The organism is Ramlibacter lithotrophicus, from assembly GCF_012184415.1.
GTDB lineage: Bacteria > Pseudomonadota > Gammaproteobacteria > Burkholderiales > Burkholderiaceae_C > Ramlibacter > Ramlibacter lithotrophicus.
Genome location: NZ_VTOX01000010.1, coordinates 147951 through 171553, shown reverse-complemented (window position 1 = coordinate 171553; position 23603 = coordinate 147951). Strand labels below are relative to the sequence as shown.

General features: G+C 71.9%; 23 protein-coding genes and 3 pseudogenes. 14 read left to right on the top strand and 12 right to left on the bottom strand.

Annotation, left to right across the window (positions count from 1 at the left end):
* Positions 1-2: 2 nt before the first annotated feature.
* The 4 genes from RAMLITH_RS21890 to RAMLITH_RS21875 form a co-directional block, all read right to left on the bottom strand.
* A complete protein-coding gene (locus tag RAMLITH_RS21890; protein ID WP_238344319.1) occupies positions 3-1379 on the bottom strand; it encodes a hypothetical protein in 1377 nt (458 codons plus the stop codon).
* A 14-nt stretch (positions 1380-1393) separates the two neighbouring features.
* Positions 1394-1750 (bottom strand): nuclear transport factor 2 family protein, encoded by a 357-nt coding sequence (locus tag RAMLITH_RS21885; RefSeq protein ID WP_168109566.1) that lies wholly within the window; start codon positions 1748-1750, stop codon positions 1394-1396.
* An 83-nt stretch (positions 1751-1833) separates the two neighbouring features.
* Positions 1834-2688, bottom strand: coding sequence for an N-formylglutamate amidohydrolase (locus RAMLITH_RS21880; protein WP_168109565.1), 855 nt, complete (start codon positions 2686-2688; stop codon positions 1834-1836).
* A gap of 6 nt (positions 2689-2694) precedes the next feature.
* Positions 2695-3675 carry a tripartite tricarboxylate transporter substrate binding protein BugE gene (locus RAMLITH_RS21875; protein ID WP_168109564.1) on the bottom strand — a complete coding sequence of 327 codons (981 nt, stop codon included), beginning with the start codon at positions 3673-3675 and terminating at the stop codon, positions 2695-2697.
* A 97-nt stretch (positions 3676-3772) separates the two neighbouring features.
* Between RAMLITH_RS21875 and RAMLITH_RS21870 the strand changes: the two genes are divergently transcribed.
* Both RAMLITH_RS21870 and RAMLITH_RS21865 read left to right on the top strand, forming a co-directional pair.
* A complete protein-coding gene (locus RAMLITH_RS21870) occupies positions 3773-4702 on the top strand; it encodes a LysR substrate-binding domain-containing protein (protein ID WP_168109563.1) in 930 nt (309 codons plus the stop codon).
* 123 nt (positions 4703-4825) lie between these two features.
* Positions 4826-5080 (top strand): hypothetical protein, encoded by a 255-nt coding sequence (locus RAMLITH_RS21865; RefSeq protein WP_168109562.1) that lies wholly within the window; start codon positions 4826-4828, stop codon positions 5078-5080.
* 26 nt (positions 5081-5106) lie between these two features.
* On the opposite strand, the gene RAMLITH_RS21860 is transcribed toward RAMLITH_RS21865, so the two are convergent.
* The 5 genes and pseudogenes from RAMLITH_RS21860 to RAMLITH_RS21850 form a co-directional block, all read right to left on the bottom strand.
* Positions 5107-5313 (bottom strand): dodecin, encoded by a 207-nt coding sequence (locus RAMLITH_RS21860; RefSeq protein WP_168109561.1) that lies wholly within the window; start codon positions 5311-5313, stop codon positions 5107-5109.
* 117 nt (positions 5314-5430) lie between these two features.
* A pseudogene (locus RAMLITH_RS26285) lies at positions 5431-5790 on the bottom strand (response regulator); the annotation flags it as partial.
* Positions 5791-5892: 102 nt separating this feature from the next.
* Positions 5893-6192 (bottom strand): annotated as a pseudogene (locus RAMLITH_RS26280) (sensor histidine kinase); the annotation flags it as partial.
* A 159-nt stretch (positions 6193-6351) separates the two neighbouring features.
* A pseudogene (locus RAMLITH_RS21855) lies at positions 6352-9489 on the bottom strand (PAS domain-containing protein); the annotation flags it as partial.
* A 184-nt stretch (positions 9490-9673) separates the two neighbouring features.
* Entirely contained in the window at positions 9674-9919 is a 246-nt protein-coding gene (locus RAMLITH_RS21850; protein WP_168109559.1) for a hypothetical protein, read from the bottom strand.
* A 139-nt stretch (positions 9920-10058) separates the two neighbouring features.
* Between RAMLITH_RS21850 and RAMLITH_RS21845 the strand changes: the two genes are divergently transcribed.
* Positions 10059-10337 carry a KTSC domain-containing protein gene (locus RAMLITH_RS21845; RefSeq protein ID WP_168109558.1) on the top strand — a complete coding sequence of 93 codons (279 nt, stop codon included), beginning with the start codon at positions 10059-10061 and terminating at the stop codon, positions 10335-10337.
* 100 nt (positions 10338-10437) lie between these two features.
* Complete coding sequence (locus RAMLITH_RS21840; RefSeq protein ID WP_168109557.1) at positions 10438-10650, top strand: hypothetical protein; 213 nt, start codon at positions 10438-10440, stop codon at positions 10648-10650.
* Positions 10651-10684: 34 nt separating this feature from the next.
* Here RAMLITH_RS21840 and RAMLITH_RS21835 read toward each other — a convergent pair whose 3' ends face one another.
* Complete coding sequence (locus tag RAMLITH_RS21835; RefSeq protein WP_168109556.1) at positions 10685-10939, bottom strand: ATP-binding protein; 255 nt, start codon at positions 10937-10939, stop codon at positions 10685-10687.
* A 165-nt stretch (positions 10940-11104) separates the two neighbouring features.
* On the opposite strand from RAMLITH_RS21835, the gene RAMLITH_RS21830 reads away from it, so the two are divergent.
* The gene (locus RAMLITH_RS21830; protein WP_168109555.1) at positions 11105-11497 is read left to right on the top strand and encodes a nuclear transport factor 2 family protein; all 393 of its coding nucleotides are present in this window, start codon (positions 11105-11107) and stop codon (positions 11495-11497) included.
* A gap of 9 nt (positions 11498-11506) precedes the next feature.
* Here RAMLITH_RS21830 and RAMLITH_RS21825 read toward each other — a convergent pair whose 3' ends face one another.
* Positions 11507-11827 carry a hypothetical protein gene (locus RAMLITH_RS21825; RefSeq protein WP_337786192.1) on the bottom strand — a complete coding sequence of 107 codons (321 nt, stop codon included), beginning with the start codon at positions 11825-11827 and terminating at the stop codon, positions 11507-11509.
* A gap of 335 nt (positions 11828-12162) precedes the next feature.
* On the opposite strand from RAMLITH_RS21825, the gene RAMLITH_RS21820 reads away from it, so the two are divergent.
* From RAMLITH_RS21820 to RAMLITH_RS21780, 9 genes are all read left to right on the top strand, one after another.
* Complete coding sequence (locus RAMLITH_RS21820; protein WP_168109554.1) at positions 12163-12882, top strand: DUF3348 family protein; 720 nt, start codon at positions 12163-12165, stop codon at positions 12880-12882.
* Positions 12879-14711, top strand: a complete 1833-nt coding sequence (locus RAMLITH_RS21815) for a DUF802 domain-containing protein (RefSeq protein ID WP_168109553.1) — start codon at positions 12879-12881, stop codon at positions 14709-14711. Before RAMLITH_RS21820 ends, RAMLITH_RS21815 begins: the two co-directional genes overlap by 4 nt.
* Positions 14708-15358 (top strand): OmpA family protein, encoded by a 651-nt coding sequence (locus RAMLITH_RS21810; RefSeq protein ID WP_168109552.1) that lies wholly within the window; start codon positions 14708-14710, stop codon positions 15356-15358. Before RAMLITH_RS21815 ends, RAMLITH_RS21810 begins: the two co-directional genes overlap by 4 nt.
* Positions 15355-16041, top strand: a complete 687-nt coding sequence (locus RAMLITH_RS21805; protein WP_168109551.1) for a DUF2894 domain-containing protein — start codon at positions 15355-15357, stop codon at positions 16039-16041. Before RAMLITH_RS21810 ends, RAMLITH_RS21805 begins: the two co-directional genes overlap by 4 nt.
* Positions 16042-16107: 66 nt before the next feature.
* Positions 16108-16890 (top strand): SDR family oxidoreductase, encoded by a 783-nt coding sequence (locus RAMLITH_RS21800; RefSeq protein ID WP_168109550.1) that lies wholly within the window; start codon positions 16108-16110, stop codon positions 16888-16890.
* A gap of 138 nt (positions 16891-17028) precedes the next feature.
* Positions 17029-18006, top strand: coding sequence for an ABC transporter substrate-binding protein (locus RAMLITH_RS21795; RefSeq protein WP_168109549.1), 978 nt, complete (start codon positions 17029-17031; stop codon positions 18004-18006).
* Positions 18003-18860, top strand: a complete 858-nt coding sequence (locus RAMLITH_RS21790; protein WP_337786191.1) for an ABC transporter ATP-binding protein — start codon at positions 18003-18005, stop codon at positions 18858-18860. Before RAMLITH_RS21795 ends, RAMLITH_RS21790 begins: the two co-directional genes overlap by 4 nt.
* A 5-nt stretch (positions 18861-18865) precedes the next feature.
* Positions 18866-19618 carry an ABC transporter permease gene (locus tag RAMLITH_RS21785; RefSeq protein WP_168109548.1) on the top strand — a complete coding sequence of 251 codons (753 nt, stop codon included), beginning with the start codon at positions 18866-18868 and terminating at the stop codon, positions 19616-19618.
* Entirely contained in the window at positions 19619-20395 is a 777-nt protein-coding gene (locus tag RAMLITH_RS21780) for an ABC transporter permease (protein WP_168109547.1), read from the top strand. It begins immediately after the preceding gene.
* A gap of 27 nt (positions 20396-20422) precedes the next feature.
* Here RAMLITH_RS21780 and RAMLITH_RS21775 read toward each other — a convergent pair whose 3' ends face one another.
* The gene (locus tag RAMLITH_RS21775; protein ID WP_168109546.1) at positions 20423-23596 is read right to left on the bottom strand and encodes an ATP-binding protein; all 3174 of its coding nucleotides are present in this window, start codon (positions 23594-23596) and stop codon (positions 20423-20425) included.
* Between the last annotated feature and the right edge of the window lie 7 nt (positions 23597-23603).

The window sequence follows — 23603 nt, the reverse complement described above, 5'->3', positions numbered from 1 at the left end:
CCTTACGCCGAGGGCCCCTCGACCTGCGCGGCCACGGCCGCGAGCAGGTCGGCTGGATGCAGCATCGCTTCGCGCACGGCGCGCGAGGTTTCGTCCTGGTGCAGCGCGGAGCGCAGGCGCGGCGCCGTCGTCAGGGCGTCCCACACCGGCGCCAGCACGGCGTCCGGCGGCGAGCCGCGGCGCGCCAGCTGGCCGGCGAACGCCAGGCTGGCCGGTTCCGCCAGCAGCACCGCCTTGCTCGCGGCGCCCAGCAACGGCGGCTGCACTTCAGGCGGTGCCGAACAGCAATAGATGACGTGTGCGGGCAGGGCGCGGCCCTCGGGCTGCAGCCGGCGCAGCGACCCGCCGGAGACATGCACCTCGCCGTCGGCCGAGGGGAACACGTAGCTGCGCTCGCCGCTCGCGTGCGCCAGCCGCTGCAGGCCGCGGTGCAGGCGCGAGAAGTCGGGCGTGGCGGCCGCAGGCGATGCCTTGACCTCGGCCAGCAGCAGGATGTCGGCTGCGCCGCCGCCGTCGCTGCGAACGATGGCGGCGTCCCACTCTTCCTTCGCCTTGTCCGCCGCACCCGGGAACCCGCGCGGCGTGCGAAGGCCGCGCACGACGTGCATGCCGCCCGGATCGCCCCCGCTGTGCTCCAGCAACTGCGCAATGCCGCGGAATGCCTGCACCGTCGCCTGCTCGCCCGCCTCGCCCGTGCGTGCCGACGCGCGCCCTTGCGCGGAGGCGGCATCGCTGCCGGCGGCCGGACCGTGCTGGCCGCACAAGTCGAGGTAGCGCCGCACGGCTTCGCGTTGCAGCAATTCGTCGAGCCGATGCAGCCGCGCGAGCGCGGGGCTGGCGAGCAGCACGCCAGATGCGGCCTGCAGCTGATCGCCCTCGCGGGGATCCATCGCCAGTTGCCGCAGCTCGCCGGCAAGGACCGCCCATTCGCCGGCCGCCGCGAGTTCGTGCACGCGCCCCAGCGCATCGCGCAGCGGTCCCGCTGCCATCGCGCGCAGCTTGCCCGGATGCGCGAACGCATCGGTTGCCGCCCGCACGGCGCGCCGGTCGACCGGCGCCTGCCGGGCGAGCCGCACGTATTCGCCGACATCGGCATCGCGGGTGCGCAGCGCCAGCGCCTGGAACGACGGGTCCCCGCCGTCTGCCGCGAGGGACGCGCGGATCAGCGTGGCCAGGCTGCGGGTGAAGAGATCCCGCAGGCCGGCCGGCGGCGGTGCACGATGGTGCCTGGCCTTCCGCGCGCCTTCAACGGCAAAGGCAAGGGCGGCTTCAGGGGCGGATGCCGACGCCGCTTCGATGCCATCGGGCAAGGGCGGGAGCCGATAGCGGCGCGGGGCGTCGCGCAACGCGGCCAGCAGGAGCGCGTCTGGCTGTCGCAATCCCTGCAGGCGGTCTACAGCGGCGTGCCGTCCTCGTAGGCCGGGCCGAAATAGACGTTGACGCTGGCGATGCGCTCGCCGCGGAAGGTGATGAACTCCGCGTTGCGGAAGGACTTCCCTTCCGCCGTTTCGCAGGTGTAGGTGACGCAGGCGCGATCGCCGTCGACGATGATGCTCTCGACCTGCTGCTGGTGGCGGCTGTCGCCGTTGGGCCAGCAGCGCTCGAAATAGGTCGCCTTGTCGATGCCGTGGTCGTTGGGGCTCGTGAACGTGAAATCGTCGGCCAGGAGCGCCTCGGCGAGGGCCCGGTCCTCGGCCACGTAAGCGCCGCAGTAAGCCTTGACGACGTCGGCCAGTTTTGTGTCTTGCATGGGCAACTCTAACCGACCTTCGGGTTTTCCCGCTCCGGCCGGTGCGAATCCCCCCGCGGCCGAGTGCGTGAAGACCGCGCGCCTCAACGGGCCCCGGTGCGGTCCTTCACGTAGGCCGCCAGCGTGTGCAGCACGGCCGTGAGATCGCCTTGCACCCGGGCAAACCCGTCGTTGCGTTCGCGCGTGGCTTCGTCCATGTACAGCGGACGGCGGATCTCGATCTGCAGGCTGTGGCGCCGGCGCTGGGGCTGGCCGATGCGCGCGATCAGCTGCACGCCCTTGTAAGGGTCGTTGCGCGCCACCGTGTAGCCGCGCGCGCGCAGTTCGCGCTCGACCAGGTCGACGAACTCCGGCTCGCAGGTGGTGCCGTCGCGATCGCCCAGCACGAAGTCGGCGAGCGGATGCGGACTGCGGATCTGCAGCCGCTCGTAGGCGTCGTTGGGCATGGAATGCAGGTTCAGGTGCCAGACGGCTCCGAAACGCTGTGCCGTCTGCTCGATGCTGGCCGCCAGCGCCGCGTGGTAAGGCAGGTAGTACGCGTCGATGCGGTGGCGCACTTGCGCGATCGTGAGCGGCCGGTCGTAGATCGGCGTGCCGGCGCGGATGTTGCGCCACACCAGGCCAAAGCCGAGGCGGCTCTTCTCGCTGGGCGCCAGCGGTTCGGGCCAGGCCGCGTCCAGCAAGTCCTGGTCGAGGTCGTCGACGTTGCGGTTGGCGTCGATGTAGGTGCGCGGGAAATGCGCGTGCAGCAGCGTACCGCCGACGTCCGGCACGGCCTGCCACAACGCTTCGACGTGGGTGTCCTCGCCGCGCCGCAGCAGTTCGCGCGGCACGGCGTGGCCGTAGTCGTCGGGGTAGGTCGTGCCGCTGTGGGGCGAGTCGCACACCAGCGGCACGGCCGCCGCTGCCGGCGGCAGCAGCGTGAAGGGTTGCGCCATGGACCGTCAGTCCAGGGCGATCCTGGCCATCTGCGACACGCGCTGGTAGCGCTCCATCGCCTGCTGGATCTGCTTGCCGAACTCGGCGGGCGTGCCGGGAATCAGCTTCGCGCCCGACTCGTCCATCTTCTTCGCGAACTCGGGGTTCTTCATCGCCTTGTGGAAGGCGGCATTGAGCTTGGCCACGACCTCGGGGGGCGTCCCTGCCGGCGCCACGACGCCGAACCAGCCGCCGCCGCCCATCTGCGGGAAGCCCAGTTCGCCGTAGGTCGGCACGTCGGGCAGCGCGGGCGAGCGGGTCTCGGACAGCACGGCCAGGGCGCGCAGGCGGCCGGCCTTGATGTTGGGCAGGGCCGAAGGCAGGTTGTCGGTGATCGCGTCGACCTGGCCGGCCAGCGCGTCGTTCATCGCCTGCCCCGCGCCCTTGTACGGCACGTGCAGCAGGTCGATCTTCGCCAGCGCGGCGAAGTGCGCGATGTTGGCGTGCCCGAGCGAGCCGGTGCCGGGGCTGCCGAAGCTGTACTTGCCGGGGTTGGCCTTGGCCAGCGCGACGAACTCCTTCATCGTCTTGGCCGGGTTCTTCGGGTGCACCGCGAAGACGCTGGGCGTGGTCGCCACGTTGGTGATCGGGGCGAAGTCCTTGACCGGGTCGTACTTCAGCTTGCTGCCGTACACGGCCGGGTTGGCGCCGTGGGTGCTGACGGTGGCCATGCCCAGCGTGTAGCCGTCGGCCTTGGACCTGGCGACGAATTCCATGCCCAGGGAGCCGCCGGCGCCGGCCTTGTTCTCCACGACCACCGGCTGGCCCAGCTCGCGGCTGCCGTATTCGGCGATCAGGCGGGCCGCCAGGTCGGTGGAGCCACCCGGCGCGAACGGCACGACCAGCTTGATCGGGCGGTCGGGAAAGGATGGCTGGGCGGAGGCGCCGCCGGCGGCGGCGAGGGCGGCGGCGCAAGCCACGGCCTGGAGGAAATGACGGGTGTTCATGGTTGGGCTGGTTGGTACTGGCGGCGAGGGTAAGGTTCCGGTTCGCGCCGGTCCAACGACTTTTTCGGCGCGGGTGATGACATGATGTAATCGCCCCATGCCGATCCGGAGCCCGTCGCTGGTCGAGCTGCATGCCTTTCTGGCGGTGGCCCGCACCGGCAGTTTCCGCAAGGCGGCCGACCAGCTCCATGTCACCCAGGCTGCCGTCAGCCGCGCCGTCCTGCGGCTGGAGGAGGAACTGGGCGTCGACGTGCTCGCCCGCTCCGGCGCGGGGGTGCGCCTGACCGCGGCCGGTGAAGAGCTGCGCCGTCGCGTGGAGGCGCCCGTCGCCGCGCTCGAGGAGGCCGCGCAGCAGCTGCGACGCCGCTCGGACCGCATGCGGTTGCGGCTGGCGGTGGTGACCAGCCTGGGCAACCTCTGGCTGATGCCGCGGCTGGAGGACTTCCGCGCCCGCCATCCGGAGATCGAGCTGGAGTTCCGCCAGTACCACCGCGACGACGACTTCCAGCGCGAGGACGTCGACCTGTGGATCGCGCTCAAGCAGCAGTCGCGCCAGCAGTGGCCGAGGCAGATCTCGGCCCGGTACCTGGTCGGACGCGAAGTCGTCGCGGTCTGCACGCCGCGGCTGGCGCGCAAGGCGGGCACGGTGCAGGCACTGCTCGCCCGGCCCTTGCTGTACCACTCGATCTACCCCGAGAACTGGGAACTGTGGGCCGGCGCGGTGGGCGCGGCGCTGCCGGCCGGCTGGCGCGGCACCGGCTTCGACCTCGTGATCAACCTGATCGAGGCCGCGCGAGCGGGGATGGGCGTGGCCGTGGTGCAGCAGTGCATGGTCGAGGCCGATCTCGCGTCGGGCCGGCTGGTGATCCCGGTGCCTGGCGCCGCTTCGACCGGGCGCGGCTATTACCTGTGCCGGCGGCGCGCGCTGGGCGCCCACCCGGCGGTGGAGGCGTTTTCCCACTGGCTGAAGTTACAGGCGGCGGCCAGCGAGCCCGGCGTCGGGACGGCACGCCCGACCCCTGGCTGAGCGGTTCATCCCCGCGTCCTGCAGTTCATCGCGTGCCTGTGCAGTTCGTCGCACGGTGCTGGAAGGGCACGGACCAGGCGCCTAGAGTCCACTCATCGAAGCCGATCCCGCCAGGAGAAGACCATGAACGCCAGCATTGCCATCCGCGCCAACGCACCGCAATCCCTGCTCTCCGCGCCGCTGCGGATCGGCGCCGCGGTCGCGATCGCGTTCTTGCTGGTGCTGGCGGTGGTGACCGCCCGGCACGAGAGCCAGCAGGCGGTGCAGAACGCGACCGGCGTGCTCTCGCGCGACACGGCGCGCGTCACCCTGCCATCGGTCGAGGTGGTGGGACGCCGCGAACGTGCCAGCGCCGTCCGCGGCGGCGGCGCCGGCTGAGCGGCTGCGATACGGGCGGCCGGCCGCTACTCGAGGGTGAATCCGATCTTGATCGTCACCTGCCAGTGAACCACCTTGCCGTCCTGGATGTGGCCGCGGGTCTCCACCACCTCGAACCACTGCATGTTGCGCACCGTCTCGTGCGCCTTGGCGATCGCAGTGTTCACCGCATCCTCGATGCCTGTGGTGGACGATCCGGTGAGTTCGAGGGTCTTGTAGACGTGGTTCGACATGGGGACTCCTTCAGGTTGCGGCCGTCGATCGGGCAGGTCGCTGATCGCCTCTGGCTTGGCAGGACACCCATTTGAGCCGCAGAAGAGGGGGCCTGTCCAGCGCCGGGCGGCCCGCGGTCACGCTCGTGCCGCCGCCGCGCCACTGAGTTCGGCGAGCAGCGCCTGGATCGCGGCGATGTCGGCCGGCTTGACCAGGTGATGGTCGAATCCCGCCTCGCGCCCACGCTGGCGATCGGCCTCCTGGCCCCAGCCCGTGAGCGCCACCATGCGGGCCCGGTGACCGGCGTGGCGTCCGCGCAGCGCGCGCGCGACCTCGTAGCCATCCATGCCGGGCATCCCGATGTCCAGCAGGACCAGATCGGGGTCGAACGGCATGAAAGCCTCCAGCGCCTGCGGCCCGTCACGCGCCACCCGCACCTGGGCCCCCAGCACCCGCAGCAGCATCTCCATCGTGTCGGCGGCGTCGTGGTTGTCGTCCACCACCAGGACCTTTACCGGCCCGATCGCGGCAGCCGCACCAGCTTCCGGTTCGGGGGCGGCCGCGGCCGGCTCGAGCGCCGCCTGCGCCGCCAGCGGCAGCCGCACGATGAACTCCGCGCCCCGGCCCAGGCCCTCGCTGCGCGCCTCGATGCTGCCGCCGTGCATCTGCACCAGTTTCCTGGCCAGGGCCAGGCCGATTCCAAGCCCCGTGGAACGATCCCCGCGCGTGAACATCCCGAACAGCCAGGCCCCCTCGGCGGGATCGAAGCCGATGCCGCTGTCGGCGACCGAGAGCACGGCTTCCGCGCCGTGGCGCCGGCCGCGCAAGGTGATCCTGCCGCCGCGGTCGGTGTACCGCGCCGCGTTGTTCAACAGGTTGGCCAGCACCTGCGCCAGCCGGACGGCGTCCCCCGCCAGCGGCAGCGGCTCGTCGGGCAGGTCCACGTCGAGGCGATGTCCGCACTCGCGGATCAGCGGTTCGCTGGTCTCGATCGCGTGCCGTGCGACGGCTGCGGCGTCCACCGCTTCCTGGCGCAGCTCGAAGTCGCCGCGGTTGATGCGCGACATCTCCAGCAGGTCGTCGACCAGGCGCACCAGGTGATTCGTCTGGCGTTCCATGACCGCATGCAGGCGGTCGGCGGCGGCGGGCTCGACCCGGCGCGCGCGCAGCAGGTGCAGGGCGTTGCGCAGCGGCGCCAGCGGGTTGCGCAGTTCGTGCGCCAGGATGGAGATGAACTCGTCCTTGCGCCGATCCGCCTCGCGCAGCAGGTCCTCGGCCTCGCGCTGCAGCGTGATGTCGCGGGTCAGCGACAGCTGCGCGTTGCGCCCGTCGGGCATCCGCAGCGGGACCGCATGGGTGGCCATGCGCCGGCGTTCGCCGCGCAGCCCCACGATGTCGAACTCCAGGCGGCCGCGCTCGCCGCGGCACACCCACTCGTTGAGGCGGCGGAACGCGTCCCGGTGTTCGGGCGCGATCAGGGCGTAGACGCTGTGGCCGACCACGGCCTCCGCCGACGGCGCGCCCACCATCTCCAGGCCGGACGGATTCATCTGCAGCAGCGTGCCGTCGGCGGCCACGAGCTTGATGCACTCCGGCGTGGTGTCGACGATGGCGCGCAGCCGCTCCTCGCGCAGGCGCAGTTCCTCCTCGGCCGCCCGCCGTTCCGTGACGTCGTTCAGCACCGCGACGAAACCTTGCACCGGACCGTCCGGCGCCACGTCGGGGACATACACGCCATGCATCCAGCGCGGGCCCATCCGCTGGTACGGCACCAGCACCTCGAATTCGACGCGCTCGCCGGCCAGCGCGCGCTCCACCAGCGGCTGGAAGACCTCGTAGCTGGACTGGCCGATCACCTCGCTCGGGTGGCGGCCCACCAGGGCCTCGGCCGGGATGCCGATGCGCCGGGCAAACGCGGCATTGACGAAGCGGTAGCGCTGCTGCGCGTCGATCTGGAGGATCAGCAGCGGCACCTGGTCGGTGATGAAGCGCAGCTGCTGCTCGCGCTGCCGCAGCACCGCGTCGGCCTCGCTGCGCAGCCTGGCGATCTCCAGGCGGGCCGCCACGCGGGCCAGCAGTTCGCGCGCGCCGAAGGGCTTTTCCAGGTAGTCGTCGGCGCCGGCCAGCAGGCCTTCGATGCGCGAGTCCTCGCCGGCGCGCGCGGAGAGCAGGACGAACGGGATGGCCGCGGTGGCCGGATCGGCGCGCAGCGCCTGCAGCAGCTCCAGGCCGCTGCGGCGCGGCATCATGATGTCGGAGAGCACGAGGTCCGGGCGCCGCCGCCGCACGGCGGCCAGGGCCTCCTCGCCGTCGGCGACCGCCTCCACGTCATGGGCCGGCGCCAGCAGCCGGGCGACATAGGCGCGCATGTCGGCGTTGTCGTCGGCCAGCACGACGCGGGCGCGCCGCGCCGTGCGCGCGGCCGCCTCGTCAGGGGACTGCGCCACTTCGTCGAACGCGGCAGGCGGGTCGGGCAGCCAGCGCAACGCTTCCTCGACGAAGGACGCGGCCCAGCCGCCGCCACGCGGCTCCGCCTCCTGGGTCACGGCGTCGATGGGCAGGTGCGATCGCCCCGCCGGGATGCGCACCGTGAAAGTGCTTCCCTGGTCCGGCACGCTCTCGACGGCCACGCTGCCGCCATGCAGCCGGGCGAGCTCCTTCACCAGCGCCAGTCCGATGCCCGTGCCTTCGTGGGTGCGGCTGCGCGCGCCTTCGACGCGGCGGAAGCGCTCGAAGACGTACGGCCGGTCCGCCGGCGCGATCCCGATCCCGGTGTCGCGCACCTGAAGCTCCACGTCGGCGTCCACGGCGCGCAGGCGCACCGCGATCTCGCCGTGGAAGGTGAACTTGAGGGCGTTGGACAGCAGGTTGAGCACCAGCTGCTCCCACATGTCGCGATCCACGAAGACCGGCTGCGGCAGCGGGGGGCAGTCGATGGCCAGGCGCAGGCCGGCCTTCTCGATGGCGGAGCGGAACGCGCTGGCGAGCTCGGCCGTGCATGACGCGAGGTCGGTCGGCGCATAGCGCGCGCGGGCGCGTCCGGCCTCGACGCGCGTGAAGCCCAGCAGGCTGTTCACGAGCTTCTGCAGCCGCAGCGCACTGCGGCGCGCGAGCTCGATCCGCTCGCGCTGCGCGGCCGGAAGCGCCTGCTCGCGGTCGGCCAGCGCGTCCTCCATCGGGCCCAGCATGAGCGTGAGGGGCGTGCGGAACTCGTGGCTCACGTTGCTGAAGAACGTCGTCTTGGCACGATCCAGTTCGGCCAGCATCCGTGCGCGCTGGCGCTCGTCTTCGGTGTGGCGCACGCTGGCGACCGCGGCCGCGATGTTGGCGCCGGCCAGCCGCAGGAAATCGCGGTGGTCCTCGTCGCTGCGGCGGCGCGGGCTGACCCCTGCCACCAGCCAGCCCAGCGGCGGCTGGTCCGGCAATGCGAAGGGCACCACGGCCACCTGGCAGACCGGCTCCGGCCACGGCCCGCCGTGCAAGGGGCCGAGCGCGGCGACTTCGTTGCCGTCGAGCACCTGCAGTCCCGCTGCCAGCGGCCAGGCGCCGCCGTCGAGCGGCAGCACGGCTGGTGCCGCGGCCGAGGCGGCCTCCAGGCCGTGCCGGCCCAGCAAGCTGGCCGATTTCCCGTCCGGCGCCAGCCCGTAGACCAGCGCGAACGGAATGTCCTGGCTGTTGGCGCCCAGCACCTGCGCCGCGCCGGCGTGCACCTCGGCCACGCTCTGGGCGCGCTGGGCGATGTGCCCGAGGTCGCGCAAGGTGCGCAGGCGGCGCTCGCCGACGACCCGGCCGGTCGTTTCGCTCACGATGCAGAACACGCCGCCCACGGCGCCCGACTCGTCGCGGACGGGGTCGTAGGAAACGTCGAAGTAGGTCTCTTCCAGGTAGCCGTGCCGCTCCATGAAGAAGAGGCGGTCGCGCGCCCAGAAGGCCTCTCCGGTCGTGCGGACGTCGTCGAACAACTCCTTGAGCCCGGCGCGCCACAGCTCGTCCCAGGCCTCGCGGATAGGCTTTCCGAGGGCGCCGGGATGCTTGCGGCCGAATACCGGGCGGTAGGCGTCGTTGTAGAGGGTGACGAGGTCGTCGCCCCAGAACAGCGCGATCTGTGCCTTGGAGGGCAGCAGGATGCTCAGGGCGCTGCGCAGGCTCTGGGGCCATTGCCGCGGCGCGCCCAGCGGCGTGCGGCTCCAGTCCATGGCGCGGATGCGCGCTCCCATCTCGCCGCCCCCGGCGAGGAACTGCAGTTCGGTGTTCATCAAGCGCGCCGCTCCGGTAGCCTGCGGGCCGCGGACTGCGAGAGACCGCCGCGGCCTGGACCGGCCGCCCCGAGAACGGCCATCGTATAGCAGGTCGCCCCGCCGGACGCGCGTTCCGGGCCCCTCAGATCCCGAGGATCTTCTTGGCCTCGCCCAGCGCCTTCTCGGAATCGGCGTGCTTGCCCGCCTTGTGCAGGGCCTCGCCGTCGGCGCGCAGCTTCTTCACCTTCTGAGCGTCGGCGGCGCCGAGCGCCGGCTTGGACGCGAGCTTGTCGTCGATCGCCTTCATCTGCATGGGGCAACTGCTGGCCAGGGCGACGCCGGAAGCGCCTGACAGCAGGGCCGCAAGAACGAGAAACGCAGGACGCATGTCGCTCTCCTGAAGTGGGAGCGGCAGTGTATGGAAACGCCGTCGCCTCGTGCAGCCCGACCGTGGCAAGACCATGCCGGCAGTGCTGGGTCGGGGGTGCGGCGATAGGTAGACTGGCAGCGGCGAACAGGAGGCGAAGATGCCCACCAAGACATTCACGAGCGGCCGGATCAGGCGGGCCGACTACGACCCGGCGTCCGGACAGCTGGAGCTGCACTGGGACAACCGGTCCGTGCTGGCGTACAAGCAGGTGCCGCAGGAGGTGTACCGGCGCTTGTGCAGCGCGCCGAATCCGGCCACTTACTGGGAAGACCGGATCGCCGACGAGTACCCGAAGACCGTGCCGACGAAGTCGGGCGCGGCAAGCCAGGGCGCGAAGGACCTGCGCGACCTGCTCGGCGGCGCCGAAGGCGACTGAAGCGCGCAGGGCACGCACTTCGACCAAGCGTGAAATCCGCCCTGGGCCGGACACCCGGACGGCGTGCCGTCCGACAACGCTGCTCACTACGATCGGCGGCATGGACGTTGCCCAGGCGCAGACAGACCAGTTCGAGGACATCGTGGCCGAATGCCAGAAGCACCACCTGCAACTTCAGGTGCGGGTCATGCAGTGCGACCCGATCGGCACGCACATCGTCGTGAAGAGCGCGTTGTTCGCCGCCGTCTACCAGCTGGGACGCAGCTGGCCGGCCTTGTTCGTGCACGACCTCCAGGCAGGCGCCTTCGGCTGAGCTCCTCGGGTTGTGCCGGCGCTGGCAAGCGGCTTCAGGGGCCGCCGGCCGGGACCTGCGCCGACCGCTTCACCAGCCTGATCGCTCGGAAGTTGCACACCGGGAGGCATTTGCCGCACCCTGGACACAGCTCGGGCCGTGGCAACTCGGCCGCCTTCCTGCGCTGCCCGTCCACCTCCAGCACGAGCAGGTGGTCCGGGCAGGCGGCCACGCACCAGCCGCAACCGGTGCACAGGTTGCGGGCGATGACCGGCAACACGGCCGTGCGCTTGCTGAGGTGGTCTGGCATGGGAACATTCCAGGGCCCGTTCACGCAGATACTACTTGCGTGGACAGGCCTCCGTGGCCAGCCGCGACCCATGCTTGCCGCGCGCCGGGGCCAGCCGGCGCGGGTTTCCTTGCGTGCCACGACGGCGCGCCTGGCGCAGGCTTCCCGTGATCATGGGAGACGACGATGACGATGACCGTAGAGACATTGCAGGCATTCGCGGACGCGTGGAACCGCCACGACCTGGCCGCGCTCATGACGTTCATGACCGACGACTGCGTCTTCGAGGCGTCGGCAGGACCGCACGCGTGCGGGACCGCCTTGATGGGCCGGGACGCGGTGAGCGCCGGATTCCAGGAGGTCTGGACGACGTATCCGGACGCCCTGTGGGATTCGCCGCGGCATTTCGTGGCCGGCGACCGGGGCGTGTCCGAATGGACCTTCCGCGGGACGCGCCAGGACGGCAGCCGGGTCGAAGTGAACGGATGCGACCTGTTCACGTTCCGCGGCGACAAGATCGCCGTGAAGAATTCGTACCGCAAGAACCGGCCGCCGCTGCCCCCCGGTCAGCCGGGGTAGGCGCCCGCTTCAGTCCGCCGGCGGCGCCTCCCAGGCGAGCAGTTCGGCCAGCCGCCTCACCACCCAGGCCGCTTCCGCGGGCTCGACGACGGACTCGGGACCAGTCAACGCCAGTTGCATCTGCTGCAGCACCTCGCGCTCGGTGCGGCCCGACTTGAACATCACGCTCGACGCCTGTTCGGTCAGCATCTGCGCCAGGTCCTCGCACAGCTCGTAGCGCTCGCGCACCACCGGCATCGGTTGCAGCAGGCGGTGCCCCGAAGGGGAGGCGAAGAGGGCGGTGAAGGAAGGCGGGACTTCGATCTGGTTGGGGTCTTCCATGGGGTCCATGCGTCGGCCGGGCAGGATACCCGCAACGGCGCTCGCCCCGGCCGTGCCGCCGCGAAATAAGTCCGGACCCGGTGCGCCGGCGCAACTGCCTTGCGCCTTCGCTGCGCCGGAGGGCTGGATGGACGCCGCGGAGCGCCGCGCAGCGGTGCCGGAAGCGGCGGGAGCCGCCGCCGATCGTTTCTAATACGGTTGCAGTGCCACTGCCTCCCCGCCCGCGAGGAGGCGCCGGCGACCGCCCTCGCGGATCACCCCGCAGGTGCGCCCGAGCGGCCGGCTGCGCCGCCCTTCCACGAAGAAGCTACGAATGGCGCCGCCTGGGCGCAGAGGATTGTTTTTTGCAGAGCACGTTCAGCAGTTCGAGGCTCGTTCGCCTGCTCGGCGAGTGGCGCCCCCTGGCCGCCGAGGCGCCCGGCATGGACTTCGCGGAGCGGCTGAGCCTGTGGCTGAACGCGTTCGACGCCATCGGATTGCAGGCCGCGCACCAGTCGATCAGGGCCGTGACCGCGCCGGCGCCCGCGTCGCGTGAAGCGACGGCCGCGCCGCGCGGCCAGTCGTCCTTGCTGGAGGCGGACCTGCAGCGCGCGCGGGCGGCGCTGGCCAACGCGATCGCGCAGGACCCGCTGCCGGACCCCGACGCCGGCTACGCGCCATATCGCCAGCGCCACGCGGAGTTGCAGCGGCACATGGAGCAGATGATCGGGCCCCTGCGCGAGCACGTGCGCCAGACCATCTGCCGCCGGTCGGCGCGGCTGCGGCAACTCGCGGCGCTGGATGCGGCGCTCGAGCAATGGCTCGCCCCGCGCGAGCAGGGCGTACTGCCCACCGTCGCCGCGATCGCCGAACGGCGCTTCGACCGGTTGCGCCGCGAGCACCGGCAGGCGATCGACGCGTCCGGCGCGCCGGACGATCCGGCGCGCTGGCGCGAGCCGGGCGGCTGGCTGCACGCCTTCGAGCGGGATTGGCGGCTCGCCCTCGGCGCGGAACTGGACCTGCGCCTGGAACCCGTGGCGGGCCTGGTCGAGGCCTGCAACAACGAAGCGGAACATCATCAATGAGCAAGCGTTTTTTCGCGGCGGCCTTTGCCATCGGCCTGCTGCTCGTCGGCTGGGTGGGCCTGGGCTTTGCCGGCTCGAACTGGCTGGCCTTCTTCATGACCGCCGCGATCGCAGGCGTGTACCTGCTTGGCGCGTTCGAGCTGCGGCAGTTCCGCGCTGCGAACGCCGGATTGTCGGCGGCGCTCGCCGACATTCCCGAGCCCCTGGCCGAACCGCGGCACTGGCTGGAACGCGTGCCGGCGTCGCTGCGCCAGGCGGTGCGGCTGCGCATCGAGGAAGAGCGCGGCGCGCTCCCCGGACCGGCGCTCACGCCGTACCTGGTGGGCCTGCTGGTGATGCTGGGAATGCTCGGCACCTTCGTCGGCATGATCGTGACGTTCCAGGGCGCGGTGTTCGCGCTGGAAGGCTCGGCCGACCTGCAGGCCATGCGCGCCGCGCTGGCCGAGCCGATCAAGGGGCTGGGGCTGTCGTTCGGCACGTCCGTCGCCGGAGTGGCGGCTTCGGCGATGCTGGGCCTGATGTCCGCGATCAGCCGGCGCGAGCGGCTGGAGGTGGCGCGGCAGCTGGACCAGCGCATCGCCACCGTGCTGCGGCCGCTGTCGCTGTCGCACCAGCGGCGCGAAACCTTCCGCGCACTGCAGGCGCAGGCCGGCGCGCTGCCGCGCGTGGCCGACCAGCTCGAAGCCCTGATGGAGCGCATCGAAGCGCGCGGGCGTCAGCTCGACGAACAACTGGTGGCGCGGCAAGGCGAGTTCCATCGCGAGGCGACGCTGGCCTACCAGGAACTGGCGCGCGCCGTCGGTGCGTCGTTGCAGGACAGCCTGGCCGCCGGCGCCGCCGCGGCGGGCGCGAGCATCACGCCGGTCGTCGAAGCCGCCATGGCGCGGATCGTGCAGGACTCGCAGCAACTGCATGCCAGGCTGGGCGATGCGGCGCAGGCGCAGGTCGACGCGCTGTCGGAGCGCTTCGGCGCCACCGGCCGCGAGCTGTCGGAACACTGGCGCGCCGCCCTGCAGCAGCAGGCGCGAGCCGGCGAAGCCGTCGCCGGCTCGCTGGAGCGGGCATTGGCGTCGTTCACGCAGGGCTTCGAGCAGCGCAGCGGCTCGTTGCTGGCCGCGGTCCAGGACAGCCTGGCGCTGGCGCAGGCGCAGCAGGCCGACTCGGAGCAGCGCAGGCTGCAGGCGTGGACGCAGCTGCTGGCCGGCTCCGAGGAGCTGGTGCGCTCGCGCATGGCGACCGAAGCGCGTTGGCTGGAGCAGCACGGCGAGCGGATGGAGCAGGTGGCGCAGGCGGCGGCCGGCGTGATCGACCGATTGCGCGACGAAACGAGCGGGCTGGTCGAGCGCGACAACATGGCGCTGCGCGAGCGCACGGCGCTGCTCGAACAACTGGGCTCGCTGCTGGAGGCGGTGAACCACGCGGCGGGCGAGCAGCGGGCCGCGATCGAGACGCTGGTGGCATCCGCGTCGGGTGTGCTGGACCAAGCGGCGGAGCGCTTCGACCAGGTGCTGCAGGCCCATGCGGGCCGCGCGGCCGACGCGGCGGCGCATGTCGCGGCCAGCTCGATCGAACTGGCCAGCGTCGGCGAAGCCTTCGGCCAGGGGATGCAGCTGTTCCAGGCGGCCAACGACAAGGTGATCGCCGCGCTGCAGCGCATCGAAGCATCGCTGTTGCGCTCCACCGCACGCAGCGACGAACAACTGGCCTATTACGTGGCCCAGGCGCGCGAGGTCATCGACCTGAGCATCGCGTCGCAGCAGGGCCTGGTGGAGCACCTGCGGCAGGCGCAGGCCACGCCGCTCGCGCTGGTCAACGGGGCCCGCCGATGATGGAGCTGGACGACAGCGACGCCGGCGCGCAGCAGGCGGCGCCGGTCTGGGCCGTGTTCGGCGACCTGATGTCGGGACTGGTGGGCGCATTCGTGCTGGTGCTGGTCGGCGTGCTGGTGGTGCAGATGGACCTGGTGGCGAGCCTGCAGGCCGAGGTCGCCAAGCGCCGCGTCGAGGAGCAGCGCCGCATCGCGCTGGAAAAGGCGCTGGCGATTCCGCTGGCGTCCGGTCGCGTCACGCTCAACGACGGCCGCATCGGCATCAGCGGCAGCGTGCTGTTTCCGGTGAACTCGGACCAGCTGCGGCCGGAGGGCCAGCAGTTGCTCAGGAGCCTGGTGCACCCGCTGCGGGTCTACCTGGGCGAGCGCGGCGAGATGCTGATGGTCAGCGGCTTCACCGACGACCGCCGCATCCAGGAAGGCAACCAGCGCTTCGCCGACAACCTGGAGCTGTCGGCGCAGCGTGCCCTCACCGTCACGCGGGCGCTGATCGAGGAAGGCATGCCCTCGTCCCAGGTGTTCGCCGCGGCCTTCGGCGCCGAGCAGCCGGTCGCCTCCAACGCCAGCGAACACGGACGCGCGCTGAACCGTCGGGTGGAGATGGCCCCCGTGCCGCGGTCCTCGGGCGGGGCCGGCGAGCGGCGATGAGCGACGCGCAGCCCCCGCAGGAGGCCTCCCTTGCGCTGCAGGCGGCGCTCACGGCAATGCGCCGCGAAGGCGCGTGGCGTATCGATCCCGCCCGTTTCCATTGGCTCGAAGCCTTGTCGCGGCGGCTGCCCGCGCAGCCGGAGGCGGTTCGCCGCATCCTGCAGCCTCGGCTCGAGGCCGCCGTCGCGGACTATGCGGCGCGCCTCGCCGCGGCGCCGCCAGCGGCGGTCAATGTGCGTGGCCTGCATCCGGTCGCCGCGCCGGTCCCGGTCGGCGCGGGCAGCGAAGCGCTGGCCCAGTTGAACCGCTCCATCCGCGGCGCCAGGCCGGCGGACGCCGCGGCGCTCGCGGGCGAATCGCAGCAACCCGACGAACTGGCCAGCGTGCGCCGCTTCCGGCGCGCCTGGTCGGCCAGCCGCAGCCAGCAACAGGTGGCGCAGGCCGCGCTGCGCAAGCCGGCCAACGCCGGGCCGCTCAACTCGCACGCGCTGGTGCTTGATTCGCTGGAATTGATGCGCCAGCTCTCGCCGGACTACCTGCGTCGCTTCCTGCTGCACGTGGAGTCGCTGCAATGGCTGGAGCAGGCGCGCGAGCAGGCCGCGCCGCAGCGGGCGGCGCCGGCGGGCAAGGCGAGGGCGGCGAAGCCCGCCGCGCCGGCGCGCCGCGGACGCGGCAGGAAGTGAAGCGCGATTGACCGGCCTGGCGGGCCTGACTACGATCGCGCGTCGACAGCAACAGGCGGGACCATCATGACCCAGGGAACATCGCTAGCCGCCAAGGTGGCGTGGATCACGGGCGGCGGCAGCGGCATCGGGCTGGCCGGCGCGATCGAGCTGGCACGCGCCGGCTGCCGCGTCGTCATCTCGGGCCGCGACGAGGCGAAGCTGCAGGCCGCCATCGAGTCGGCCGTCGCGCAGGGCGCGCCGCGGGGAGCCATACGCCCCGCCGTGCTCGACGTCGCCGACAAGGACGCCGTGGCCGCGACGGCGCAGGCTATCACGCGGGAATTCGGCGGCGTCGACATCCTGGTGAACAGCGCCGGCGTCAACTATCCCAAGCGGTACTGGAAAGAGACCGACGCGGCGACCTTCGAGCGGGTCGTGGCGATCAACCTCAACGGTGCCGCGTATTGCACCCTGGCGGTGGTGGCGGGCATGCGCGCGCGCGGTCAGGGCACCGTCATCAACGTGGCGTCGTTCGCCGGCTGGCACCTGAGTTTCCTGACCGGGCCGGCGTACACGGCCAGCAAGGCCGGCATGATCGCGCTGACCCACTCGTTCAACATCGAGGAAGGCGTCAACGGCCTGCGCGCGACGGCGCTGTGTCCGGGCGAGGCCGCCACGCCGATCCTCAAGCTGCGGCCGGTCGAGCCGAGCGACGCCGACAAGGCCCGCATGCTGCAGGAGCCCGACCTGGGCCGCACCATCCGCTTCATCGCCGAGATGCCGCCGCACGTGTGCATCAACGAGCTGGTGATCGCGCCGGTGTTCAACCGCATCTACGCCGGCGGCGCGGAGTTCGTCCGGCGTTGAACCTTCGTGCACGGGGGTAATCCCCGTGGTGGCCGCGCGCCACCCGTGACTACAGTTTTCCTTCGCGCCGGCGCCGGCCCGCGCCGGCCCGCGCCGGCCGAGCCATTCCGATTCACGGCACAAAAACTGGAGACAACCATGTCCGGATTCCTTCGTGCGGCGGCGTTCGCCGCTGGCGTTCTCGGTGCAGCGTCGGCGCTGGCGGTGGACCTCACCGTCACCCACTTCGGCACCGGCATGTACGGCGTGCCGTTCGCCGTCGCGCGGGAGAAGGGCTGGTTCAAGTCGGACGCGGGGCTCGACGTCACCGGCTTCATCACTTCGGCCGGCGGCGGCACCACGATCCGCAACGCGCTCGCTTCCGAGATTCCGTACGGCGAAGTGGCGCTGCCGGCAGCGATCGCGGCCATCCAGCAAGGCGTCAAGCTCACCATCGTGCACGGCGGCGTGCTGTCGGTGGCCGACCAGGTGTGGATCACCCGCAAGGACGACGAAAGCCTCAGGAAGTTCGGCGACCTGAAGGGCAAGAAGCTCGGCTATTCGAGCCCGAAGTCGGTGACCGACATCATCACGTCGGTCATGCTCCAGAACAACGGCCTCGCCAGCAGCGTGGAGCGCAAGTCGGTCGGCGGCATCGGCTCGGGCCTCACGGCGTTGCGCGAAGGCGGCGTCGACATGACCTACGTGACCGAGCCGGTGTGGAGCAAGGAGAAGGGCAACTTCCGCGTGGCCTGGTGGTCCACCGACATCGCGCCGCGCGTGACGCAGACCGTCGGCATCGTGCGCACCGACTACCTGCAGAAGAATCCGGACGTCATCAAGGGCATCATCGCGGCGCGGCGCAAGGGCGTGGAGTTCATCAAGTCCAATCCGGCCGAGGCGGCGCCCATCATGGGCCGCGAATACAAGATCCCGCCCGAGCAGGCGAAGACCGCCATCGAGAGCGTGCTGGGCGCCAAGGGCGTCTACTGGAGCCGCGGCGAGTTCGACTACGAGGGCATGGAGTTCATGCTCAAGGGCCTGCAGATGGTCAAGGCGATTCCGGAAGGCCCCTTCGACTGGAAGACCGTCATCGACGAGAGCTACCTGCCGGCCGACCTGCGCAGCAAGAAGTGAACCGCGACCTGACCGGTGCGGCGGACCTGGACGCCGCCGCCGGGGGCCAGCCCCACGCGCGGCTGCGCGGGGTGACGCGGGTCTATCCCGCCGGCCCCGGTGGGCAGGCGGTGCACGCGCTGGGCCCGCTGGACCTCGACCTGCGGCGCGGCGAATTCTTCTCCGTGGTCGGACCTTCCGGCTGCGGCAAGTCGACGCTGCTCGACGTGCTAGGGGGGCTGGCCGTACCCACCGCCGGCACCGTGGAGTTCGAAGGGCAGCCGGTGGCGGGCAAGGTGCCCGACGGCGTGGGCATCGTGTTCCAGGAGGATGCCAGCTTCCCCTGGCTCAGCGTGTACGACAACGCTGCCTTCGGCCTGCGCCGCGCCGGGCTGCCGGAGACGGAGATCCGCGAGCGCGTCGAGCATGCGCTGTCCTTCATGGGCCTGCGCGGTTTCGTCAAGGCCTATCCGGCGCAGCTCTCGGGCGGGATGCGCCAGCGCCTGTGCATCGCTCGCACCCTGGTCACGCGGCCGCGGCTGCTGCTGCTCGACGAGCCGTTCGGCGCCCTCGACCAGCAGACGCGGCTCCTCATGGGCGACGAGCTGCTCAAGTTGTGGCGCGACACCGGCGCCACCATCCTGCTGATCACGCATGCGCTCGACGAGGCCGCCATGTTGTCCGACCGGGTCGGCGTCATGTCGGCGCGGCCCGGCGTGTTCCTCGACCTGGTCGACACCGGTTGGCCACGCGAGCGCGACAGCACGATCGTCGCGCAGGAAAGCTTCGGCCGCGTGACCGGCCGCCTGTGGTCCACGTTGCGTGCGGAGTCGCTGAAGTCGCTGGCGTCGGGCCAAGCGGCTGCCGTGCCATGAGCGCGATGAGCCGCGCCGGACGCATCCGGCTCGTCGCGGTGGCGATCCTGGTCCTGGCGCTGGAGGTGGCCTGCCGCGCGGGCTGGGTCGATCCGGTGGCCGTGATCGCGCCGTCGCTGATGGTGCAAGGCGCGTGGCGGCTGCTCGCCTCGGGCAAGTACACCGGTGACATGTTGCTCACGCTGTCCAACGTGGCGATCGCGTGCTCGCTGGCGGTGGTGAGCGGCTTCGCCGGCGGCTGGCTGCTCTATGCCTTGCCGCGGCTGCGGCGTGCCGCCGATCCGCTGCTGGCGAGCTACTACGCGGTGCCCACCTTCATCTTCTATCCGCTGTTCATCGTGCTGTTCGGCCTCAACCGCTGGCCGCTGGTGGCGATCGGCTTCATCTTCGCCGTCGTCGCGATGGCGCTCAATACCTTGCAGGGCTTCGAGCGGGTGCCGCGGGTGCTGCGGCGCACGGCGCGGGCCATGCGCCTGTCCACGCGCCAGGAGATGCTGCAGGTGGTGTTCCCGTCCTGCGCGCCCTACCTGTTCACCGGCCTCAAGCTCGCGATCGTCTATTCGTTCATAGGCGTCATCGCCGGTGAGTTCGTGCTGAGCGGTGACGGCTTCGGCTTCGAGATCGCGTTCGCCTACAACAGCTTCGACAACGCCACCATGTACGGCCTGATGATCCTGCTGCTCGGCTTCGTCGGCGGGCTCAACTCGATCCTGTACTCGTGGGAGCGGCGCCTGTACCTGCGCCGCGGGGGGCGCTGAATGGCGGCGCACGCATTGCCTCGGGCACCGGCCGCGTCGACGGCGCTGCAGGACAAGCTGCTGCTGCTCGTGGCGCTGGTCGTCGGCTGGCAGTTCCTGTCGCTGGCCACCGGTCCCGAGGTGCTCACGGCGCCGCTGGCGACCGTGCAGCGGCTCGCCCGCCTGATGGCCGCGCCGGACTTCGCGGGGCACGCCGCGGAGACCGGCAGCGCCTTCGCCGTCGCCCTGGTGATCTCGCTGGTCGGCGGACTGCTGCTCGGCGCGCTGCTCGGAGCGCACCGCCTCTCGGGTGAAGTGACCGAGCCGCTGCTGGTGGGCCTCTATTCGATCCCGAAGATCACGCTGTATCCGGTCGTGCTGCTGCTGTTCGGCCTCGGCATGTCGGCCAAGATCGCCTTCGGCGCGCTGCACGGGATCATTCCGGTGATCCTCTTCACGATGAACGCCGTGCGCAACATTCCGCACGTGTACATCCGCGCCGGGCGCTCCATGCGCCTGTCGCCCGGCCAGATGTTCCTGCGCGTGCTGGTGCCGGCCAGCCTGCCGGAGATCGTCACGGGCTTCCGGCTCGGCTTCTCGCTGACCCTGCTCGGCACGCTGATCGGCGAGATGTTCGCGTCGCAGCGCGGAATCGGCTACCTGCTGATCAAGTCCATGGAGAACAACAACCCGGACGTGATCGTGGCGCTGGCGCTGCTCCTGGTCGTGCTCGCGACCGCCGCCAGCTGGCTGCTGCTGGCGCTGGAGCGGCGCGTGCACGGCCGCTTCACCGGCTGAGCCCGGCTCGCGGCGCCGACCGGCGTTTCACTCCCCCGCCGCCGCGACGCGGCAGCGGGCTTCGTCCAGGGTTTGACCGCAGCCGCGGAACCCCTGGGCCGCGGCGGTAAAGCGCTGGCTCGCGGCCGCGCGGTCGCCGCCGGCCAGCGCCAGGTGCGCCCGCGCCTCGTGCAAGGCGGCGTACCAGGCCGGCAGCTTCATCACGACGTTGGCCAGGTAGTCGGATGCCCGCTCGTGCTCGGCGGCGAGGTCCAGCTCGTGCGCCCGTGCCGCCGCGATGGTGGCCGGGATGGCGAACGTGATGCGGCATCCGGGGCAGGTCTCGAGGGGGCCGCGCACCGCCGCCGCGGCTTCCTCCACCACGCACAGCGCGGCATCGGGGTCGCGGGCGAGGGCGATGCGGGTGCCGTAGATGCGGTCCAGCAGATGAAAGCCGACGCCCGACTGGCGCGCCACGTCCAGCGCTTCGTCCAGCAATCCGCGCGCGACGTCGGGCTGGCCGCGGAACATGGCGAGTTCGGACCGGCGCTGCAGCGACAGCGCTTCGCCGGTCGCCCCGCCGATCGCGCGGTGCAGGCGGCCGCCGGCGACCAGGTCCTGCTCGGCCGCGTCGAGCTGGCCGCTGAGCAGCTTGGCCTCGCCGCGCAGCGTCACGGCAAAGGCGTGGCCGCGCGCCGCGCCCAGCCGCTGCGCCTCGACGGCGAGCGCATCGGCGAAGGCGATGACGTCCGCGTACGGCCGCGCGCCGTACAGGAAGCGCTGCGTGATGCACAGGTGGCCGTCGAACACGCGCACGGCGAGGTGCGGCAAATGGCTGGTCTCCTGCAGGTCGGCCCACACGCTGCCATGCAGGTCGCCACGGGCGTGCGCGGCCGCTGCCTGGGCCCAGGACGCGATCACCAGCGTTCCTTCGTCGCCGGTTTCCAGCGCGAGCCGGCGCACTTCGGCCGACCGGCGCGAGCCTTCGGCCGGGTCGCCGAACCCGAGCGCCGCGGCCCCGCTGTAGGCCAGCGCTTCGGCCAGCCGGCCGGCGACGGTGGTCGGGTGCACGTCCCGCAGATACTTCAGGGCGCCGGGTGGGTCGCTCATCTTCACTTGCGCGAGCGCGCGCTTGGCACGCAGTTCGTGGGCCTGAACTTCGGCGGCGACATCGGCTGCCGCGTCGTACGCCGCCAGCGTGCCGGGACGGCCCAGCGCGTCCATGGCTTCGGCGCGCAGTGCCAACGCCTCCGGGTGCGCCGGCCGATGCGCCAGCAGCGGCTCGACGTGGCGCAGCACGTCCTCGCAGGCGCCGAGCCGGAACGCCTCGCGCGCCGCGGCGAGCGACCACGGCAGCGCCTGGTCCGGATCGCCCGCGGCCAGCCAGTGCAGGCCGACGAGTCCCGGCGTCGCCCCGGTGCGCTGCAGGCGCATGGCGACATCGCGATGCAGCGCCACCAGCCGGTGCGGGGGAATGCCGTCGACGAGCGCCTGCCTCAGCAGCGCATGGCGGAAGCGATAGCGGCCGTCCGGCACCACCAGCACGCCGGCCCCGAGGGCCTGGTCCAGCCGCGCGAGCGGGTCCTGTCCTTCGTCCTCGGCCAGCGCCACCGCGGTGGCGACGTCGAACACTTCGGCCGACAGCGCGAGCCGGCGCAGCGCCTCCAGCGCAGGCGGGTCCGCGTCGCACAGGCGCCCGGCGATCGCCGCCGACACGGTGCGCGGCAGGCTCGCATGGCCCGGCCGGCTGCCGGCGAGCGGCGCTCTGGCGAGCTCGATCACCGCGAAGGGAATCCCTTCGGACAAGCGCGCGACGCCGGCCGCGGCCTCCGCCGGCAAGGCCGCGGGTGCCGCGCGCGAGGCCAGCAAGGCCGCTTCGTCCTCGGCGAGCGGCCCCAGCGCGATGGCTTCCAGCTGCCCGGCGCGCACCAGGCGCGAGCTGTGCCGCTCCAGCAGTTCCGGCAGCGCGGGCCGGCAGGCGAGCAGCACGAAGACTGGCGGGCCGCTGGCCGCCAGCTGCATCAGCATCTCGATGCTGGCATCGTCGGCCGCGTGCGCGTCGTCGACGACCAGAAGCACCGGCCTGCCGTCGGCGGTGGCCAGCAGCAGCCGCCGCACGGCGCCCACCATCTGGTGCCGCCCGAGCGGCAGCGCCAGCGGCGGCGCGCTGCCGGCGGCCGGCGTCATCGCGGCCAGCACCGCCTGTGCATGCGCACCGATCGCCTGCGCCGCGTCAGGGTGCTCGCGCAGCAGCGGCTCGACCAGGTCGCTGGTGATCCCGTACGGGCGGGTCCAGTCGCTCGCCTGCAGCGCGCGGACCTGCCAGCCGAGCCCGCGCGCTTCTTCGGCGACGCGGCGGCAGAACGCTGTCTTGCCCATGCCGGCCGGCGCGCGCAGCAGGACACCGCCCGGCTTCCCGGCCAGGCTCGCGCGCAGCCATCCCAGCACGCGCACCAGCTCCAGTGCCCGGCCGACGAAGCGCGGCGCAGCGCCTTCCATGCCGGCGATGCATTCGCGGTACAGCGCCTCGACCTGCGGGCCGGGCCGCAGTCCCATGCCCTGCAGCAGGTGGTCGCGCAGGTGGCCGTACCAGCGCAGCGCCGACGACCGCCGGCCCGCGGCGAGTTCCTCGCGCATCAGCTGCAGGTGGGCGGCTTCGTCGGTCGGCTCTTCGCGTACCAGCCGCTCCAGGTCCCCGGCGCGCCGCAGCAGTTGCAGGTACTTCTCGCGCAGGCGCCGGCGCGGCGCCTCGGTCCAGGGTTCGTAACGGGACTGCGGCAAGAGTTCGCCCCCGTAGAGCCCGGCCGCCGCCTTGCATGCGACCGCGTCGCCGGCGGCCAGCGCCTCGTCGGCCGCCTGCTCGAAGCGCGCCGCATCGCATTCGACGCTGCGGTTGGGCAGCAGGAACACGCGGCCGCCGCGCAACACCAGCGCGTCGCGCTCGCCGACGAACTGCCGCGCATGGTGTGCGGCCTTGCGCAGGTTGGCGCTGCCGGCCCCTGGATCGAGGTGGGGCCACAGCGCCTCCAGCACCTGCTCGTGCATGAGGCTGCGTTGCGGCTGCAGGCTCAGCAGCTGGAGCAGCTCGGCGGCGCGGCGGCCGAGCGGCGATGGCGGCGTGCCGCTGGCAGCGGCCGGCGCGACCGACCCGGCGCCGAGGCTGAACTGCCCGAGCAGCCTGATGGAGACGGGTGCCGATTCTCGAGCGGGTTGCACAGCCATCGCACTC

Coding starts and splice junctions, on each gene's coding strand:
- RAMLITH_RS21775 (WP_168109546.1), bottom strand. CDS start 23,596: ATGGCTGTGCAACCCGCTCGAGAATCGGCACCCGTCTCCATCAGGCTG.
- RAMLITH_RS21785 (WP_168109548.1), top strand. CDS start 18,866: ATGAGCCGCGCCGGACGCATCCGGCTCGTCGCGGTGGCGATCCTGGTC.
- RAMLITH_RS21800 (WP_168109550.1), top strand. CDS start 16,108: ATGACCCAGGGAACATCGCTAGCCGCCAAGGTGGCGTGGATCACGGGC.
- RAMLITH_RS21825 (WP_337786192.1), bottom strand. CDS start 11,827: ATGGACCCCATGGAAGACCCCAACCAGATCGAAGTCCCGCCTTCCTTC.
- RAMLITH_RS21815 (WP_168109553.1), top strand. CDS start 12,879: ATGAGCAAGCGTTTTTTCGCGGCGGCCTTTGCCATCGGCCTGCTGCTC.
- RAMLITH_RS21795 (WP_168109549.1), top strand. CDS start 17,029: ATGTCCGGATTCCTTCGTGCGGCGGCGTTCGCCGCTGGCGTTCTCGGT.
- RAMLITH_RS21875 (WP_168109564.1), bottom strand. CDS start 3,675: ATGAACACCCGTCATTTCCTCCAGGCCGTGGCTTGCGCCGCCGCCCTC.
- RAMLITH_RS21880 (WP_168109565.1), bottom strand. CDS start 2,688: ATGGCGCAACCCTTCACGCTGCTGCCGCCGGCAGCGGCGGCCGTGCCG.
- RAMLITH_RS21860 (WP_168109561.1), bottom strand. CDS start 5,313: ATGTCGAACCACGTCTACAAGACCCTCGAACTCACCGGATCGTCCACC.
- RAMLITH_RS21840 (WP_168109557.1), top strand. CDS start 10,438: ATGGACGTTGCCCAGGCGCAGACAGACCAGTTCGAGGACATCGTGGCC.
- RAMLITH_RS21865 (WP_168109562.1), top strand. CDS start 4,826: ATGAACGCCAGCATTGCCATCCGCGCCAACGCACCGCAATCCCTGCTC.
- RAMLITH_RS21885 (WP_168109566.1), bottom strand. CDS start 1,750: ATGCAAGACACAAAACTGGCCGACGTCGTCAAGGCTTACTGCGGCGCT.
- RAMLITH_RS21845 (WP_168109558.1), top strand. CDS start 10,059: ATGCCCACCAAGACATTCACGAGCGGCCGGATCAGGCGGGCCGACTAC.
- RAMLITH_RS21850 (WP_168109559.1), bottom strand. CDS start 9,919: ATGCGTCCTGCGTTTCTCGTTCTTGCGGCCCTGCTGTCAGGCGCTTCC.
- RAMLITH_RS21835 (WP_168109556.1), bottom strand. CDS start 10,939: ATGCCAGACCACCTCAGCAAGCGCACGGCCGTGTTGCCGGTCATCGCC.
- RAMLITH_RS21780 (WP_168109547.1), top strand. CDS start 19,619: ATGGCGGCGCACGCATTGCCTCGGGCACCGGCCGCGTCGACGGCGCTG.
- RAMLITH_RS21805 (WP_168109551.1), top strand. CDS start 15,355: ATGAGCGACGCGCAGCCCCCGCAGGAGGCCTCCCTTGCGCTGCAGGCG.
- RAMLITH_RS21870 (WP_168109563.1), top strand. CDS start 3,773: ATGCCGATCCGGAGCCCGTCGCTGGTCGAGCTGCATGCCTTTCTGGCG.
- RAMLITH_RS21810 (WP_168109552.1), top strand. CDS start 14,708: ATGATGGAGCTGGACGACAGCGACGCCGGCGCGCAGCAGGCGGCGCCG.
- RAMLITH_RS21830 (WP_168109555.1), top strand. CDS start 11,105: ATGACGATGACCGTAGAGACATTGCAGGCATTCGCGGACGCGTGGAAC.